This is a genomic window from Burkholderia dolosa (genome assembly GCF_902499135.1).
GTDB lineage: Bacteria > Pseudomonadota > Gammaproteobacteria > Burkholderiales > Burkholderiaceae > Burkholderia > Burkholderia dolosa.
The window spans coordinates 1-15,597 of sequence record NZ_CABVPR010000052.1 but is presented as its reverse complement, the minus strand read 5'-3'; the positions used below and the strand labels follow the sequence as shown (position 1 = coordinate 15,597).

At 65.0% G+C, this 15,597-nt stretch carries 14 protein-coding genes; 11 read left to right on the top strand and 3 right to left on the bottom strand.

All coding sequences use genetic code 11. The annotated features are described in order from the left end of the window. The first annotated feature begins 87 nt into the window (after positions 1–87). The gene (locus BUB20358_RS20885) at positions 88–525 is read left to right on the top strand and encodes a type II toxin-antitoxin system RatA family toxin (RefSeq protein WP_006764043.1); all 438 of its coding nucleotides are present in this window, start codon (positions 88–90) and stop codon (positions 523–525) included. Between the two features lie 4 nt (positions 526–529). Then, positions 530–853: an RnfH family protein gene (locus BUB20358_RS20880; protein WP_006764044.1), complete on the top strand. Its 324-nt coding sequence runs from the start codon at positions 530–532 to the stop codon at positions 851–853. An 88-nt stretch (positions 854–941) separates the two neighbouring features. Here BUB20358_RS20880 and BUB20358_RS20875 read toward each other — a convergent pair whose 3' ends face one another. From BUB20358_RS20875 to BUB20358_RS20865, 3 genes are all read right to left on the bottom strand, one after another. Then, on the bottom strand, positions 942–1,925 hold the full coding sequence (locus tag BUB20358_RS20875) for a DMT family transporter (protein ID WP_006764045.1): 984 nt from the start codon (positions 1,923–1,925) through the stop codon (positions 942–944). Positions 1,926–2,019: 94 nt separating this feature from the next. Then, positions 2,020–2,712, bottom strand: coding sequence for a Vgb family protein (locus tag BUB20358_RS20870; RefSeq protein ID WP_006764046.1), 693 nt, complete (start codon positions 2,710–2,712; stop codon positions 2,020–2,022). 31 nt (positions 2,713–2,743) lie between these two features. Then, the gene (locus tag BUB20358_RS20865; protein WP_035972169.1) at positions 2,744–3,901 is read right to left on the bottom strand and encodes an HTH domain-containing protein; all 1,158 of its coding nucleotides are present in this window, start codon (positions 3,899–3,901) and stop codon (positions 2,744–2,746) included. 113 nt (positions 3,902–4,014) lie between these two features. On the opposite strand from BUB20358_RS20865, the gene BUB20358_RS20860 reads away from it, so the two are divergent. The 9 genes from BUB20358_RS20860 (at position 4,015) to BUB20358_RS20820 (ending at position 15,462) form a co-directional block, all read left to right on the top strand. Further along, positions 4,015–4,779 carry a DUF899 domain-containing protein gene (locus tag BUB20358_RS20860; RefSeq protein WP_006764047.1) on the top strand — a complete coding sequence of 255 codons (765 nt, stop codon included), beginning with the start codon at positions 4,015–4,017 and terminating at the stop codon, positions 4,777–4,779. Continuing rightward, positions 4,757–5,635 (top strand): DUF2182 domain-containing protein, encoded by an 879-nt coding sequence (locus BUB20358_RS20855; RefSeq protein ID WP_375136214.1) that lies wholly within the window; start codon positions 4,757–4,759, stop codon positions 5,633–5,635. The genes BUB20358_RS20860 and BUB20358_RS20855 overlap by 23 nt, the downstream gene beginning before the upstream one ends. A 276-nt stretch (positions 5,636–5,911) precedes the next feature. Further along, a complete protein-coding gene (gene guaB / locus BUB20358_RS20850) occupies positions 5,912–7,372 on the top strand; it encodes an IMP dehydrogenase (RefSeq protein ID WP_006764048.1) in 1,461 nt (486 codons plus the stop codon). Between the two features lie 6 nt (positions 7,373–7,378). Beyond that, entirely contained in the window at positions 7,379–7,996 is a 618-nt protein-coding gene (locus tag BUB20358_RS20845; RefSeq protein WP_035972172.1) for a hypothetical protein, read from the top strand. Positions 7,997–8,111: 115 nt separating this feature from the next. Next, the gene (gene guaA, locus BUB20358_RS20840; RefSeq protein WP_006764050.1) at positions 8,112–9,731 is read left to right on the top strand and encodes a glutamine-hydrolyzing GMP synthase; all 1,620 of its coding nucleotides are present in this window, start codon (positions 8,112–8,114) and stop codon (positions 9,729–9,731) included. A gap of 301 nt (positions 9,732–10,032) precedes the next feature. Then, the gene (locus BUB20358_RS20835; protein ID WP_006764051.1) at positions 10,033–11,289 is read left to right on the top strand and encodes a tyrosine-type recombinase/integrase; all 1,257 of its coding nucleotides are present in this window, start codon (positions 10,033–10,035) and stop codon (positions 11,287–11,289) included. 60 nt (positions 11,290–11,349) lie between these two features. After that, positions 11,350–11,625 (top strand): hypothetical protein, encoded by a 276-nt coding sequence (locus tag BUB20358_RS20830; RefSeq protein WP_081293581.1) that lies wholly within the window; start codon positions 11,350–11,352, stop codon positions 11,623–11,625. 4 nt (positions 11,626–11,629) lie between these two features. After that, complete coding sequence (locus tag BUB20358_RS20825) at positions 11,630–12,154, top strand: helix-turn-helix transcriptional regulator (protein ID WP_035973335.1); 525 nt, start codon at positions 11,630–11,632, stop codon at positions 12,152–12,154. A 68-nt stretch (positions 12,155–12,222) separates the two neighbouring features. Next, a complete protein-coding gene (locus BUB20358_RS20820; RefSeq protein WP_035972174.1) occupies positions 12,223–15,462 on the top strand; it encodes a hypothetical protein in 3,240 nt (1,079 codons plus the stop codon). Positions 15,463–15,597 lie beyond the last annotated feature (135 nt).

Genomic DNA, 15,597 nt, shown 5'->3' with positions numbered 1-15,597 from the left:
CCCAACTCGTTTAAAATCACGATTTTAGCAAAGCGGGCGGGGAATCGCCCGGCTTGCGTTCCCACTTCAAGCGATGCCGCGCGATTTATGGCAGATGTCCAGAAAACCGTATTGATCCGTCATTCGGCGGAACAGATGTTCGACCTCGTCACCGACGTGGCCGACTACCCCAATTTCCTGCCGTGGTGCGGCGGCGTCGAAATCCGCCGTCAGGACGACCGCGGGATGGAAGCGCGCATCGACATCAACTTCAAGGGCATCAAGCAGCATTTCGCGACGCGCAATACGCAGCAGCGTCCGACACGGATCGACATGGAATTCGCGGACGGTCCGTTCAAGAAGTTCACCGGCTCGTGGCGCTTCATCCCGCTGCGCGCCGATGCATGCAAGATCGAGTTCGCGCTGCACTACGAATTTTCGAGCATCCTGCTCGAGAAGATCATCGGGCCAGTGTTCAGCCATATCGCGAACACGTTCGTCGATTCGTTCGTCAAGCGCGCGAACCAGCGCTACGGGAAGGGGTGACGCGATGCTGTCGGTCGAAGTCTGCTACGCGCTGCCGGATCGCCAGACGCTGATCGCGGTTTCGTTGCCCGAAGGCGCGACCGTGCGCGCCGCGATCGACGCGAGCGGCGTGCTCGCGCTGCACCCGGAAATCGAGCTCGCGCACGCGAAGACCGGCGTGTACGGCAAGCTCGTATCGCTCGACGCGCCGCTCGCCGATCACGATCGCGTCGAGATCTACCGTCCGCTGATCGTCGATCCGAAGCTCGCGCGTCAGCGGCGCGTCGACAAGCAGCGCCGCGACGGCTCGGTCGAGGGCCGCAAGTGGCTGCACAAGGACGCGCGCTGACCGGCACGGCGCCGTCGCTTCGTTTCCCGCTTCGTGCCGATTCGTCGGACATACGCTCCGACATGCGGTGCGACGTCCTGCGCGGCGCTCAATGCGTCGCGGCGTTCGCGCTTGCTGCTGAATCGCATGGTCGACTGCCGCCGTCATGCGCGCCGCCGTGCCGGCGCACCGATCCGTACACGCCGGCAAGCAGCAGCACGAGTGCCGCGATCTCGAGCGTACGCGGCATCCGCTCGTCGTAGATGAACGCGTACAGCATCGCGAACACGGTCTCGAATACGATCAGCTGACCGGACAGCGTGAGCGGCAGCCGCTTCGACGCGGCGTTCCACAGTCCGTTGCCGAGCCACGACGCGCCGATCGCGAGCGCGAGATTCAGCAGCCAGAACAGTTGCCAGCGCGATGCCGGAACGGCCGCCTGCACCGTGCCGGCCGGCAGCGCGACGACCGCGATCCAGCACAGCGCGCCGATCAGGCCGGTCACGACGCCCCACAACACCGACCATTCGTTGCCGCCGAACCGATGATGGCGTTGCAGATAGCGCGTGTTCGCAACCGCATACCAGGTCCAGCTCGCGAGCGCACCGGATGCGCACGCGATGCCCGCGAGCTTCTGCGCGAGTGTCGTTGCATGCGCGGCTTCGGATGTGAACAGTTCGACGTTGATGCACGCGATGCCCGCGATCACCAGCGCGAGCGGCGCGAGCAGGCGCCGCAGTGGCATCGCGCCGCGATCGCGCAGCCCCGCGAGCGTGACGGTGACGGGCAGCACGCCGACGATCAGCGAGCTGGGCGCGATGCCGATCAGATGCACGGCGCCGGACAGCAGCATGTAGTACGCGACGTTGCCGATCAGCGCGAGCTTCGCGAGTTCGACGACGTCGCCGCGCGTCAGCCGCGCGAGCAGCGAGCGCGCGGCCGGCAGCGCGGCGGCCACCGACACGAGCCCGTACATCGCGTAGCGGCCGGCGCTCAGCAGCAGCGGCGAGAAATCGGTCAGCAGCCGCGGAACGAGAAACACCATACCCCACAAGGCGCCTGCGAGGACGCCATACACGACACCGCGCTGCATCGACTGCTCCGAACGAAAGACTGACGAGCGCGCATCTTAGCGACGGCGCCGCGTTCGCGTCTTGTTCATTCCTGCACTCGGTGCCGCGCCGCGGTCAGCTGGTGGAATCGGTCGACGCGTCGCCATGCTCGCGCGGCGACGCGGACTTGCCGGCGCGTGCGGGGCGTCGCACGGTACGCAGCTTGCCGCTGTTGCCGCCGCCGCAGTAGAACGCGTCGCGGCCGTCGGATTCGAGCCCCGACACGCCGACGCCCGGCGGCATGTCGATCTGCTCGAGCACGCGTCTCGTGTCCGGATCGACGCGCCGCAGCTCGCTGACGTCGGCTTCCCACGTGCCGTGCCACAGTTCGCCGTCGACCCACGTGACGCCGGTCACGAAGCGGTTCGACTCGATCGTGCGCAGCACCGCGCCCGACTGCGGATCCACCTGATGAATCTTCCGTTCGCGGTACTGGCCGACCCACAGCGTGCCTTCCGCCCAGGCGAGCCCCGAATCGCCGCCGCCGCCGGGCGCCGGAATCGTCGCGACGACGCGGCCTGATTCCGGGTCGATCTTCTCGATCCGGTCCTCGACGATCTGGAACAGATGGCGGCCGTCGAACGCGGTGCCCGCATGCGCGGCGACGTCGAGCGTGCGGACCGTCGTGCCGTCGTCGGGGTCGAGCGCGTTCAGCCGGTCGCCGGACGCGAACCATACGTGCCGCCCGTCGAACGTGACGCCGTGCACGCCGTCGACGCCCGGAAACGGGCCGTATTCGCGGATGATGTCTGCGGTGGATCGCTTCATGATGGTCGCCCCAAGGTTCGGTGAACCGATATTAGTCGGCCGGCAGCGGCGCCGGGAGTAACAAGGTCGTCGCGAATCCGGGCAGCGGCGGCATCATCCAGCGGCGCGCGCGCCCGCGGCCGAGCGCGTGCACCTTGCCGGCTTCGCGGAGCGCATCCAGCGCGCGCTGGACGGTGCGCTGGCTCGCGCCGAGCGCGAGCGCCAGTGCGGAGCTCGACCACGCCTCGCCGTCGGCGAGCAGCGCGAGCACGGCCGCATGACGGTCGTCGACCGGCCGCGCGAGCACGACGGTCTCGCGCACGCCGAGCGGCTCGAGCGCGAAGCCGCGCGGCGTCGCGCTGATGTTCGCGAGCGGGCGCAGCACGGCGCGCAGTCGGCCGATTTCGACACGCAGACGCGCGCGGTGCGATTCGTCCGCATGCCGCGCGCGAAACGCGGCGGCTACCAGCGCATTTCTCGATACGTCGGCCGGCCACGCTTCGCCGAGCGCACGCGCGAGCATGAACAGCACCGGGCGCCGCGCGAGCGATACGGTCGTGCGCGCGTCGCGCACCGTATGGCGGCACGCGTCGACGACGAGCGTGTTCGATGCCTGCAGCGCTTCGATTTCGTCGAGCAGCACGAGCCGCGATGCGCCGCGCGCGATCAGCCGCGCGGCCGGCGTATCGAGCACGTCGAATGCCGTATCGACTTCCGCCGTCAGCGCGGCGATGCCGGCATCCCGCGCGGCCGCGCGTGCGCGCTCGAGCGCGTCGCGCGCCGCAGCGGGCAGCGGCGCCGGGTCGAGGCCCGCGAGCCGCCGTTCGGCTTCGTCGAGATGTCCGATCAGCAGTAGCCGGCGTATGCCGAGATAGCGCGCATGCGCGGCGTTCGCGCGGTCGCCGTGCGCATCGAGCGTCGCGCACGCGGCATCGAGCGCACGCGACGGCCAGCCGAGGTCGCGCGATGCGAGCGCGATCTCCGCGTCCGCGACGATGCAGCGCGCCCGCGCGACGGCTTCCTTCGCGCTGAATGCGCGCGCGGCGCTGCGCACCAGCGAGCGTGCGCGCTCGAAGTCGCCGAGCTGCGCGAGCGCGATCCCGCGCAATGCGAGCGCCGGCGCGTCGTCGCGCAGCGCGACGCGGTTCAGCGCACCGAGCGCGTCGCCGGCCGCGAGTGCGCGCGCGGCCGCGGTGATCAGCGAATCCATCGGAATCCCGACACAGTTGTCACTCCCTGCGGCTCGATGCCGCGCACTAATCTAGCACCACGCACACGGCGCGGTACGCCGTGCCCGGACAACCATCGAAAGGAGGAACGGCGATGACGACTCATCCGACCGGAACGCGCGACGAGTGGCTCGCGGCGCGCAGGGCGCTGCTCGACGCGGAAAAGGCGCTGACGCGGCAAAGCGACGAACTCGCGCGACGGCGCCAGGCGTTGCCGTGGATGCGGATCGACAAGACCTACCGGTTCGACACCGAGGACGGGCCCGCGACGCTCGACGACCTGTTCCGCGGCCGCTCGCAACTGCTCGTCTATCACTTCATGTTCGGCCCCGACTACAAGGCCGGCTGCCCGTCGTGCTCCGCGCTTGCCGACGGCTTCGACGGTTTCGCGATCCATCTCGCGCACCACGACGTGACGCTCACCGCGGTATCGCGCGCGCCGCTCGCGAAGCTGCTCGCGTATCGGCAGCGGATGGGATGGACGTTTCCGTGGGCGTCGTCGGTCGGCAGCGACTTCAACTTCGACTTCAACGTGTCGTTCACCGAAACGCAGCAGCGCACGGGCGCCGTCGAATACAACTACGAACGCGCGGGCCACGCGATGGACATGAATCCGCCGCCGGCGCCCGTCGTCGCGTTCGCGGCGACGTGCGGCACCGATCCCGTCACGTACTCGCTCGACCGGCCGGGCATGAGCGCGTTCGTGCGCGAGGACGGCGTCGTTTATCACACGTACTCGACCTATGCGCGCGGGCTCGACGCGCTGTGGGGGATGTACCAGTGGCTCGATCGCGCGCCGCGCGGACGCAACGAAGCGGGCGTATGGTGGCGCCGTCATGACGAGTACGCGCGCGGGTGAGCAGGCGGGCGGCGGCGAGCGCGAGCCGGCGCTCGTGCCGATGCATGAGCGGGCGGCAAGCCGCGCCGCCAAGCTGACCGCGGGTGCGGATCGCCGTGTGTTCGGCGCGACGCTCGTCGCGGTGTTCGCCGTGGGCGCGTGGGCAGTTGCATGGGCGACGCTCGCGCGGCATGCGTCGATCGGCGCAATGGGCGGCATGTCGATGCCCGGCGGATGGTTGCGGCCGTGCGGCTCGTCGGCCGGACGCGCATTCGCCGCATTTGCCGGCATGTGGGGCGCGATGACGGTCGCGATGATGCTGCCGGTGCTCGCGCCGGTGCTGTGGCAATACGGCCGGCGCGCTGGTCGGCCGGGCGCGATGGGTAACGCGTCGCGCGTCGCGATCGTCGGTGGCGCGTACTTGTCCGTGTGGATGGCGCTCGGCGCGATGGCGTTTCCGCTCGGCGATGCGCTGGCGGCCGTCGCGACACGCGCGCCCGCATTCGCGCGCGCGCTGCCGTTCGTCGCGGGCGCGGTGGTCGTCGTGGCCGGTGCGCTGCAGTTTTCCGCGTGGAAGGCGCGTCGGCTTGCGTGCTGCCGGCACGTGCTGCGGGACGCGCGCGCGTCGCAAGCGGGCGCCGCCGCGGCGTGGTTGTACGGGGTGCGGGCCGCCGCGCATTGCAGCGCGTGCTGCGGGAACCTGATGGCGGTCGCACTGGCGGCAGGCGCGATGGATCTGCGTGTGATGGTCGCGGTGACGATCGCGATCGCGGCCGAGCGCGTCGCGCCGGCGGGCGCTCGCGTTGCGCGGGCCGTCGGCTGGGTCGCGGTCGCGGGCGGCGTCGCGATGATCGTGCGCGCGGCTAGCGTCGGGTAGGGTGGCTGCACGCGCCGCACGACCGCCGTCACGCGTGGGCGCGGGTGCAGCGGTGCATTTGCGCGAGACCGCGCACACGGCACGCGGCGTCCCGGCACCGGCCCGTTGCGCGAACGACCCGATCCCCGGGCAAAACGAAAGGCGATCGAAAACGAACCGAACGGCGATCCGAACGATTCGGCCCCCGAATGCCGGAAAACGGCTAAGCCGTTGTTCGTGTTGTGAAAATTCGCAGCGCTTCGCGTATAATTCGCTTTTGCGCCCATAGGATTTGCCATGCGTCTGATCCAAAAAGCACTCACGTTCGATGACGTGCTCCTCGTCCCGGCCTTCTCCGACGTTCTGCCGCGCGACACCAGCCTCAAGACCAAGCTGACCCGCAACATCTCCCTGAACATGCCGCTCGTGTCCGCCGCGATGGACACGGTCACCGAAGGTCGCCTCGCGATCGCGATGGCGCAGCAGGGCGGCGTCGGCATCATCCACAAGAACCTCACGCCGGCCGAGCAGGCCCGCGAAGTCGCGAAGGTCAAGCGCTTCGAGTCGGGCGTGGTCCGCGATCCGATCACCGTGCCGCCGCAGATGAAGGTGCGCGACGTGATCGCGCTGTCGCGCCAGCATGGCATTTCCGGCTTCCCGGTCGTCGAAGGCCCGCAGCTCGTCGGTATCGTCACGAACCGCGACCTGCGTTTCGAAACGCGTCTCGACGAGCCCGTGAAGTCGATCATGACGCCGCGCGAGCGGCTCGTCACGGTCAAGGAAGGCACGCCGCTCGCCGAAGCGAAGGCGCTGATGCACAGCCATCGTCTCGAGCGCGTGCTGGTCGTCAACGACGCGTTCGAACTGCGCGGCCTGATGACCGTCAAGGACATCACGAAGCAGACCGAGCACCCGGACGCGTGCAAGGACGAGCACGGCAAGCTGCGCGCGGGCGCGGCGGTCGGCGTCGGTCCCGACAATGAAGAGCGCGTCGAGCTGCTCGTGCAGGCCGGCGTCGACGTGATCGTCGTCGATACCGCGCACGGCCACAGCAAGGGCGTGCTCGAGCGCGTGCGCTGGGTCAAGCAGAAATTCCCGCACGTCGAGGTGATCGGCGGCAACATCGCGACGGCCGCCGCCGCGAAGGCGCTCGTCGAATACGGCGCGGACGCGGTCAAGGTCGGCATCGGCCCCGGCTCGATCTGCACGACGCGGATCGTCGCGGGCGTCGGCGTGCCGCAGATCAGCGCGATCGCGAACGTCGCCGAAGCGCTGAAGGGCACCGGCGTGCCGTGCATCGCCGACGGCGGCGTGCGTTTCTCCGGCGACGTCGCGAAGGCGCTCGCGGCCGGCGCGAACGCGGTGATGATGGGCAGCATGTTCGCCGGCACCGAAGAGGCGCCGGGCGACGTGTTCCTGTATCAGGGCCGCCAGTACAAGTCGTATCGCGGCATGGGCTCGGTCGGCGCGATGAAGGACGGCGCGGCCGACCGCTACTTCCAGGACAACTCCGCGAACATCGACAAGCTCGTGCCGGAAGGCATCGAAGGGCGCGTCGCGTACAAGGGTTCGGTCAACGCGATCCTGTTCCAGCTGGTCGGCGGCGTGCGCGCGAGCATGGGCTACTGCGGCTGCCGGACGATCGACGAGCTGCACGAGAAGGCCGAATTCGTGCAGATCACCGCGGCGGGCATGCGCGAGTCGCACGTGCACGACGTGCAGATCACGAAGGAAGCGCCGAACTACCACGTGGACTGAGCGCCGATGAAACCGCTGCTGCGAGCCGTGCTCGTCGTCGATGCCGTGTTGCTGCTGGCGTTCGGCCTGCTGTTCGTGCTGACGCCGTGGCAGGCGCTGTTCGACGCGCTGCGGCTCGCGAGCGTGCAGCCGGCGATGCTGGGCCAGGCGTTCGGCATCGCGCTGCTCGGGCTCGCGTGGCTCGCGTTTCATGCGGCGGTGAACGGCGATCTGACGGCGCCCGTCGCGCGGGCGGTCGGCCATGTGAACTGGCTGACCGGCGTGCTGACGGTCGTGTGGTCGGTCGGCACGGGCAGCGGCCCGGCGCTCGCCGCGGCCGGCAGGGTGTTGTCGGCGATCGCCGGCGTCGCGCTGATCGTGCTCGGTCTCGGCGGCGTGCGTCTCGCATCGGCCGTCCGGCGGCGCGAGAAGGCGCAGGCGCTCGAGGTTCGCGCCGCGAAAGTGCCGGGCGAGCCGGCAGTCGCACCGGTCGCCGTGTCGCCGCGCGCGGAGCCGATCGTCAGCCGTCCGGTAGCGCCGGCGGCGCCCGTCGCGCGATCGTCGGATGCGGCGGCTCCGCCCGCTGCATCCGACACGTCGTCAGGCACCGTCGCACTGGACCGGCGCCCGCCGATGCAGGATTGACCGGCGATGCGTCGCGCGTGCCGCCTGCCGCCCGACGCGTCGTCCATGCTATTGACGCAGCGCATCAGCGAAGCGATGCGCTGCTTTTCTTATTCTCTTCATCCCGTCCGCAGCCATGCACGACAAAATCCTGATTCTCGACTTCGGTTCGCAAGTCACCCAACTGATCGCGCGGCGCGTGCGCGAAGCGCACGTCTATTGCGAAATCCATCCGAACGACGTGTCCGACGACTTCGTCCGCGAGTTCGCGCCGAAGGCCGTGATCCTGTCGGGCAGCCACGCGAGCACGTATGAGGACCATCAGCTGCGCGCGCCGCAGGCCGTGTGGGATCTCGGCGTGCCGGTGCTCGGCATCTGCTACGGGATGCAGACGATGGCCGTGCAGCTCGGCGGCAAGGTCGAGTGGAGCGATCATCGCGAATTCGGCTATGCGGAAGTGCGCGCGCACGGCCATACGCGTCTGCTCGACGGCATCGAGGATTTCTCGACCGCCGAAGGCCACGGAATGCTGAAGGTCTGGATGAGCCACGGCGACAAGGTGGCCGAGCTGCCGCCGGGCTTCAAGCTGATGGCGTCGACGCCGAGCTGCCCGATCGCCGGGATGGCCGACGAGGCGCGCGGCTACTACGCGGTGCAGTTCCACCCGGAAGTCACGCATACGGTGAAGGGCCGCCAGATGCTCGAGCGCTTCGTGCTGCAGATTGCCGGTGCGAAGCCCGACTGGATCATGCGCGACCACATCGAGGAAGCGGTCGCGAAGATCCGCGAGCAGGTCGGCGACGAGGAAGTGATTCTCGGCCTGTCGGGCGGCGTCGATTCGAGCGTCGCGGCCGCGCTGATTCATCGCGCGATCGGCGATCAGCTGACCTGCGTGTTCGTCGACCACGGGCTGCTGCGTCTGAACGAAGGCAAGATGGTGCTCGACATGTTCGAGGGCCGTCTGCATGCGAAGGTCGTGCACGTCGATGCGTCGGAGCAGTTCCTCGGCCGTCTGGCCGGCGTCGCCGATCCGGAAGCGAAGCGCAAGATCATCGGTCGCGAGTTCGTCGAGGTGTTCCAGGCCGAGGCGAAGAAGCTGTCGAAGGCGAAATGGCTCGCGCAGGGCACGATCTATCCGGACGTGATCGAATCGGGCGGCGCGAAGACGAAGAAGGCGACGACGATCAAGAGCCACCACAACGTCGGCGGGCTGCCGGAAACGCTCGGCCTGAAGCTGCTCGAGCCGCTGCGCGACCTGTTCAAGGACGAAGTGCGCGAGCTCGGCGTCGCGCTCGGCTTGCCCCCGGAGATGGTGTACCGCCATCCGTTCCCGGGCCCGGGCCTCGGCGTGCGGATTCTCGGCGAAGTGAAGCGCGAGTACGCGGATCTGCTGCGCCGCGCGGACGCGATCTTCATCGAGGAGCTGCGCAACACGGTCGCGACCGCGCACGATGCGGCGGCCGGCCTGTGCGGCGAAGCGGACGTCGGCAAGAGCTGGTACGACCTGACGAGCCAGGCGTTCGCGGTGTTCCTGCCGGTGAAGTCGGTCGGCGTGATGGGCGACGGTCGTACGTACGACTACGTGACGGCGCTGCGCGCGGTGCAGACGACGGACTTCATGACCGCGCATTGGGCGCATCTGCCGTACGCGCTGCTCGGCCGCGTGTCGAACCGGATCATCAATGAAGTGCGCGGGATCAATCGCGCCGTGTACGACATTTCGGGGAAGCCGCCGGCGACGATTGAGTGGGAGTGAAATCAGGTCCTTCGGGGACTATCGCTAGCTATCGAGAATACGCCGTAACGTATTGATTTTTAGATAAATACGTCGCAGCGACTATCGGTGGCTATCGCCGGCCAGCAGAACAAGTCGGCGGTAAAAGTGGCGGTAAGAGCCGGAGGCCGGATCAAGACCTTCCTGTTCACTATTGAGACCTAACCGGTCTTTGACGGTAAAAGTCTCCTCGGGAAAGCTGGTTTTATGCGGCTTTCCGAGCATCAGCAGGTCTCCTGGCCCCTGACGGTAAAAGCCGTCACGAACAGGAGGAAAAACCTCGATGCTTACCGATACCGCACTGCGCAATCTCAAGCCTAAGTCCAAGACTTATAAGGCTTCCGACCGCGATGGGATGTACGTGACGGTATCGCCTACCGGTACCGTCACCTTCCGCTACGATTACCGTCTCAACGGTCGCCGCGAGACGTTGACCATCGGCCGCTATGGACCGTCCGGCATTTCGCTTGCCTTGGCCCGTGAAAAGCTGATCGACGCCAAGAAGGCCGTCGCCCAAGGCAAGTCCCCCGCACTGGAGAAGCAGCGCGAGAAGCGCCGCCTGACCGCCGCCAAGACCTTTGGCGAGGTGACCGAGAAGTGGCTGGCGGGCGCACGGATGGCCGACAGCACGAAGGCGATGCGCAAGAGCATCGTCGATCGGGACATCCTGCCGGCCTTCCAGAACCGGCAGCTCAACGAAATCACCGCCGATGACCTGCGTGCCCTCTGCAACAAGGTGAAGGGGCGTGGTGCGCCTGCCACCGCGGTCCACATCCGTGACATCGTGAAGCAGGTCTACGCCTTCGCCATCCTGCACGGCGAGAAGGTGGACAACCCGGCCGAGGACGTGGGGGCCGCCTCCATTGCGACCTTCGTGCCGAAGGATCGCGCCTTGTCGCCGCTGGAGATCCGACTGATGGCACGACAGATGGAATCCGTGGCGACCTATCCGACCATCCGGCTGGCGCTGCGCATGATCTTGTTGACGCTGGTGCGCAAGAGCGAGCTGATTCAAGCCACCTGGGACGAGGTGGATTTCGTGAACGCGACCTGGACGATTCCGAAGCAGCGGATGAAGGGGCGCAATCCTCACGTGGTCTATCTGTCGCGCCAGGCGCTCGACATCTTCGTGGCGCTGCACACCTGCGCGGCTGGCTCCAAGTTCGTGCTGCCGTCGCGCTATGACGCCGACCGCTGCATGTCGAACGCGACCCTGAACCGGGTGACGCAGATCGTCGCAGAGCGGGCGAAAGCTGCGGGCCTGCCCTTGGAACCGTTCACCGTCCACGATCTGCGCCGCACCGGCTCGACGTTGCTGAACGAAGTCGGCTTCAACCGTGATTGGATCGAGAAGTGCCTGGCGCACGAAGACGGCCGTTCCTCGCGCTCGATCTACAACAAGGCCGAGTACGCCGAGCAGCGGCGTCACATGCTGCAAGAGTGGGCCAACATGGTCGATGCCTGGATCGACGGGCAGACCTACGTACCCAAGCTGATGCCGGAGAACGTGGTAGTGCCGGCACTGAGTGCGACGGCCTGATATGGCGAGCGGGTTGTCACTTGACAACCCGCCCAGACATCCCCATACTGGAGATCATTGATGGCCCGTCCCTCTCATCCGAAGAAAGAGGTCGAGGAAGCTCTCAGGCACGCCGAAGGGCAGGGCTGGCGCGTCGAAGTCGGTGGCAGCCACGCCTGGGGGCGGATTTATTGCCCGTACAACGATGAGGAGTGTCGCTGCGGCGAGTTCTGCATCACCAGCGTATGGAGCACGCCGGGAAACCCTGGCAACCACGCACGCGCTCTTCGGCGCGTCGTGGACAACTGCACCACGCATCGCGAGCAGCACGAGGCTGATGGTGGCGCCGAGGAGTAGCAAGATGGAATACACCTTCACCCTGAAATACCAGCTCACCGAAGACGACAGCGACCCGGATGGCCTGGTCGAGCGTCTGGGCGAGGCCGGCTGCGACGATGCCCTGGTCGGCATCGGCCAGCCGGGGCGGCTGGCGTTGGAGTTCACCCGAGAGGCGGACAGTGCGGACGCGGCCGTGCGCAGCGCATTGGCCGACGTGCGCAGCGCCGTGCCGTCGGCCAGGTTGATCGAGGTGGCGCCGGATCTCGTCGGGTTGACCGATGTGGCCGAGATCGTCGGCGTGTCGCGGCAGAACATGCGCAAGCTGATGTTGGCCCATCCGGGCAGCTTTCCGGCGCCGGTGCATGAAGGCAGTGCGTCGATCTGGCACCTGGCGGACGTGCTGGCCTGGTTGCAGGCCAAGGGCGGCTATTCGCTGGCCAAGGACGTTCTCGACGTGGCGCAGGCGGCCTTGCAGGTCAACGTGGCGAAAGAAGGTCGCCGGTTGCCGCGCTCGGCTTCCAAGGGGCTGGAAGCCTTGGTTGGATGAGGCGTGTGGATTGATATGTTGGTTGGATGGATACGATTAGGCCGGTAGTTTCTTGAAGGAGGCAGTGAATGGCTGAGGAAGAACAAGAAAAGAGGGTGTCCCCATCGGAATTCATGCGCCAACTGCGTCCTGAGCTCTATTCAGACACCAGTGACCGAATAGCATACCTACTCGATGCAAAGACACTTGAGTATTGCCTCGATACCATCACTGCGCGCAACCAGACGCATGACTTCGAGATCTTCTGTCGCAAGCTGTGCGAGCGTACGATCTGCCCAAATCTAAAACCTGCCACCGGGCCCGAGGGAGGCGGGGACAGCAAGGCTGACACCGAAACCATTCCGGTTGCCGACGAGATTGCAAATCTCACTTACGTGGGAAACGCAAATGCCGGCCAGGAGCGCTGGGCATTCGCCTTCAGTGCCAAGAAGAAGTGGGCTGAGAAGGTACGCAACGACGTTGAAGGCATTGTTGCGACGCAACGCGACTATAAGAAAATCTATTGTGTCACGGCGCAGTTCGCCCGTGCAAAGGACCGTGCGCGGGTCGAAGACGAACTAACCAAACAATATGGCGTGACGGTCACTATCCTCGATCGGAATTGGATCGTTGACCAGATTGTTGGTGGTGATCGCAGGGATCTGGCGTTTAACTACCTCGGTATGGGTCAGGAGATTGTAGATACGCGCCGGCTGGGGCCGTCGGACTATTCTCGCTCCCAGCAGCTCGAAGATATTGAGAAGGCGCTCGGAAATCCTGAGGCATTTTCAGGGATGGAGATGCAGCGTGTGACAGAGGCTCTGGTAGCAGCCAAGCTCTCGCGCAATCTTGAGCGTCCGCGAACCGAGACGGATGGGCGGTTTGCTCGCGCAGTTCGACTTGCCGAGCAGAATGGGACCTATCGCCAGAAGCTGGAAGCTCACTACGAATGGATCTGGACTGCTTTCTGGTGGTTCGATGATATTTCGCACTTGAACAGCAGCTACGATACATTCGAGAAGCTCGTAATCGAGACGGATCATGCCAAGAACATTGAGCTTCTGTGCAACCTGGCGCAGTTACTTTTCAATTCGGTTATCCATCGGCACTTGACGGCCGACGAGACCAAGCTCGCAGAGCGAATAGCTCGATTGAGTGACAGGTTAAAGTCCATAGCTGCGGATGACGAGCGTCCGAACAACGCACTGGAAGCTCGAACCTCGCAGCTCGTCATCGAGGTCAATCAGTCTGCACTCAGCAAAGATCCTCAGCGACTGAGTTTGCTTTGGCCGCAGTTCTCCGATGTGATCAAGCAAGCAAGGGGGCTCGGCGAGTTCTCTGCCGATCGGTTGACCAAGATGATTGAGGCGTTTGGCAACATCGCGGGCAAAGATCCCGGCTACGCCAAGCTCGTCGATGACGTGGCGACGTTTGTGTCGGAGCGCACTGGTGAGGCTCAGGGAGCGCTTGTGCTCCTTAAGCGCGCCCAGCAACTCGATTTTGAAGACAACTTCGAAATGATCCGATTGCTGGGCAAGGCCGCGCGGCAGCTCACCAAAAAGGAGTACGCCGATTCACTGATCGAAGCGCTGCAACTGCTCACGCTGGCTTATCGCAGTGCCGGATTGCTCTGGGCTGCGCGCGCTAGCTGCATTTTCTCGATGGCTTCGATGTTCATCGAAGCGGAAGAGGGCAACGATCTTCCGGCCTCGATCGTGCCTACGGTCATGATGCTTGCCTGGGTCGCCATCGAACTTCGGCATCTTCCAGACGCTCTCGAAGCTGTTCGACTGGTTCGAGGCTGTGCGGCAGGACTCCCGCTCGACGACTTGTCAAAAGAGCGTGTCGCGAAGCGCCTCGCGGAATTCGATCTCATTTTTGCCAGCCAGATTCTGAATTTCACGACGGAAGAGCTTCGGCGAGTTGTCAAGTTGCCCGATGTTCTCGGCGGGCTCGGTCTGCTACAGAGTCGAAACTCGCTGCTCTATACGCTCGGCCATGAGGCCGTACTCCGCGAGGAGGGATCAATACCGCAAGAAGAAACGCCAGAGCGTGTGGCCGAGCTGTTCGATTTACTGGCTAGCCAACCGGTGTCCAGCAACCCGCATGGCCCCGTTATCTTTAACGAGGCCGAGCAGCAGTGCTTTGTATCGAGAGTGCAGGGCGTTCGAGTGGCTGTTCATCACCCATGCTCTGACGTCTTAGTCCTGGCCGCGGAAGCCGTAGTAGGTTCCATAGAAGCACTTTTTGCAACCGCGATCGAGCTGGGCGCTGCAGCGCATACGGAGAACTTTACTATCTCAATTCGAGAAAGTTCAGAGATCCTGGCGCCCGACTTCACCGTCGATGCTGAGGAAATGACTGCCACCGTTCGGTGGCCTGTAGGACTTATCCCAGCCACATACGAGCGACAGGACGACGTCCAGAAGATGCTGATCGGATTGGCGAGTTCGATCTTTGCTGCCACATGCTATGTGGAAGATCTGCGGAAGACGATCGAATATCTCTTTGAGAACGAGGCAGTGCTCGATCGCATTGGGATGATTGTGGTTGTCGGAAATAGCCGCCAACGCATATTCAAGAGGGGGATGTCTAGGCTAAGCGACTGGACGCAACTGGCCACATCGGAGTTCACTCTTGAGTTGTCGCGCCCTGTCATCACTCGTCGCGTGCTTGATTCTGAAGATGATGGCGACGGCCCCTCGGCAGAGCGTGGCCGAAGTGCTCCATTTCCGATGAGCGATCATCGGGATCTCGGGGTTCGCTCCGTGATCGATGTGCATCTTTGGAACCGGGCAGGTTGGACTGGGACGGCCTTTGCCCATTGGGGGGCCTCCTATCCGCCAGCGGTCGCTCTCATGTTCACGAACAAAGACGCTGCCAAGAAGATCTTCGCGCATTGGCGCGAAAGATTGGGGCAGGTCGACAGTCAAGACGAGATATACGTGGCGATCGTGCGAGGTATCTCAATTGAAAGCCCGGCCCACTACCGTGTTCTCATTACTTCGCGGCTTCCTCCCGAAGACCAGAGGCCAACGGGTAAGACCATCATGATGGCGTCGCGAATTCAAACGATGCACGCGGAGTCCGATGTCAATCTGAATCGTTTCCTCAGTATCTATGATCAGGCACGCGCCTATCTGCTCCTTCCTGCGATCTTGAATGGAGGTGCCAAGCCAGAGCTTCTTCCAGAGCTCGCAATCCTCAAGCGAGAGTTGAGTGTAAAGAATGCTTCCGCGGTGAACGAGAATGACATTGAGGCGATGGCACTTGGGCCAGAACTGTATCGCAGCCGATTTGGAGGGGCGGATCCCGGTACCACGAGTTAAGTGGGGTTTCCTTGGACGGGGCGCGTCTTGCGTTGTCTGACATCGGGTCCTGTCGAGATGACCTTACCCCGCCGAGTACACCATTCGTAATTTAGTGGGCTCGCCGGTTTTCGGTTGATGCAGTTGCCGGAATTG

Excerpts from the sequence above, each read along its gene's own strand:
- BUB20358_RS20865 (WP_035972169.1), bottom strand. The coding sequence starts at position 3,901 with ATGGATTCGCTGATCACCGCGGCCGCGCGCGCACTCGCGGCCGGCGAC.
- BUB20358_RS20830 (WP_081293581.1), top strand. The coding sequence starts at position 11,350 with ATGGCCCGTCCCTCTCATCCGAAGAAAGAGGTCGAGGAAGCTCTCAGG.
- guaA (WP_006764050.1), top strand. The coding sequence starts at position 8,112 with ATGCACGACAAAATCCTGATTCTCGACTTCGGTTCGCAAGTCACCCAA.
- BUB20358_RS20835 (WP_006764051.1), top strand. The coding sequence starts at position 10,033 with ATGCTTACCGATACCGCACTGCGCAATCTCAAGCCTAAGTCCAAGACT.
- BUB20358_RS20820 (WP_035972174.1), top strand. The coding sequence starts at position 12,223 with ATGGCTGAGGAAGAACAAGAAAAGAGGGTGTCCCCATCGGAATTCATG.
- BUB20358_RS20825 (WP_035973335.1), top strand. The coding sequence starts at position 11,630 with ATGGAATACACCTTCACCCTGAAATACCAGCTCACCGAAGACGACAGC.
- BUB20358_RS20870 (WP_006764046.1), bottom strand. The coding sequence starts at position 2,712 with ATGAAGCGATCCACCGCAGACATCATCCGCGAATACGGCCCGTTTCCG.
- guaB (WP_006764048.1), top strand. The coding sequence starts at position 5,912 with ATGCGTCTGATCCAAAAAGCACTCACGTTCGATGACGTGCTCCTCGTC.
- BUB20358_RS20855 (WP_375136214.1), top strand. The coding sequence starts at position 4,757 with ATGACGAGTACGCGCGCGGGTGAGCAGGCGGGCGGCGGCGAGCGCGAG.
- BUB20358_RS20875 (WP_006764045.1), bottom strand. The coding sequence starts at position 1,925 with ATGCAGCGCGGTGTCGTGTATGGCGTCCTCGCAGGCGCCTTGTGGGGT.
- BUB20358_RS20860 (WP_006764047.1), top strand. The coding sequence starts at position 4,015 with ATGACGACTCATCCGACCGGAACGCGCGACGAGTGGCTCGCGGCGCGC.
- BUB20358_RS20885 (WP_006764043.1), top strand. The coding sequence starts at position 88 with ATGGCAGATGTCCAGAAAACCGTATTGATCCGTCATTCGGCGGAACAG.
- BUB20358_RS20845 (WP_035972172.1), top strand. The coding sequence starts at position 7,379 with ATGAAACCGCTGCTGCGAGCCGTGCTCGTCGTCGATGCCGTGTTGCTG.
- BUB20358_RS20880 (WP_006764044.1), top strand. The coding sequence starts at position 530 with ATGCTGTCGGTCGAAGTCTGCTACGCGCTGCCGGATCGCCAGACGCTG.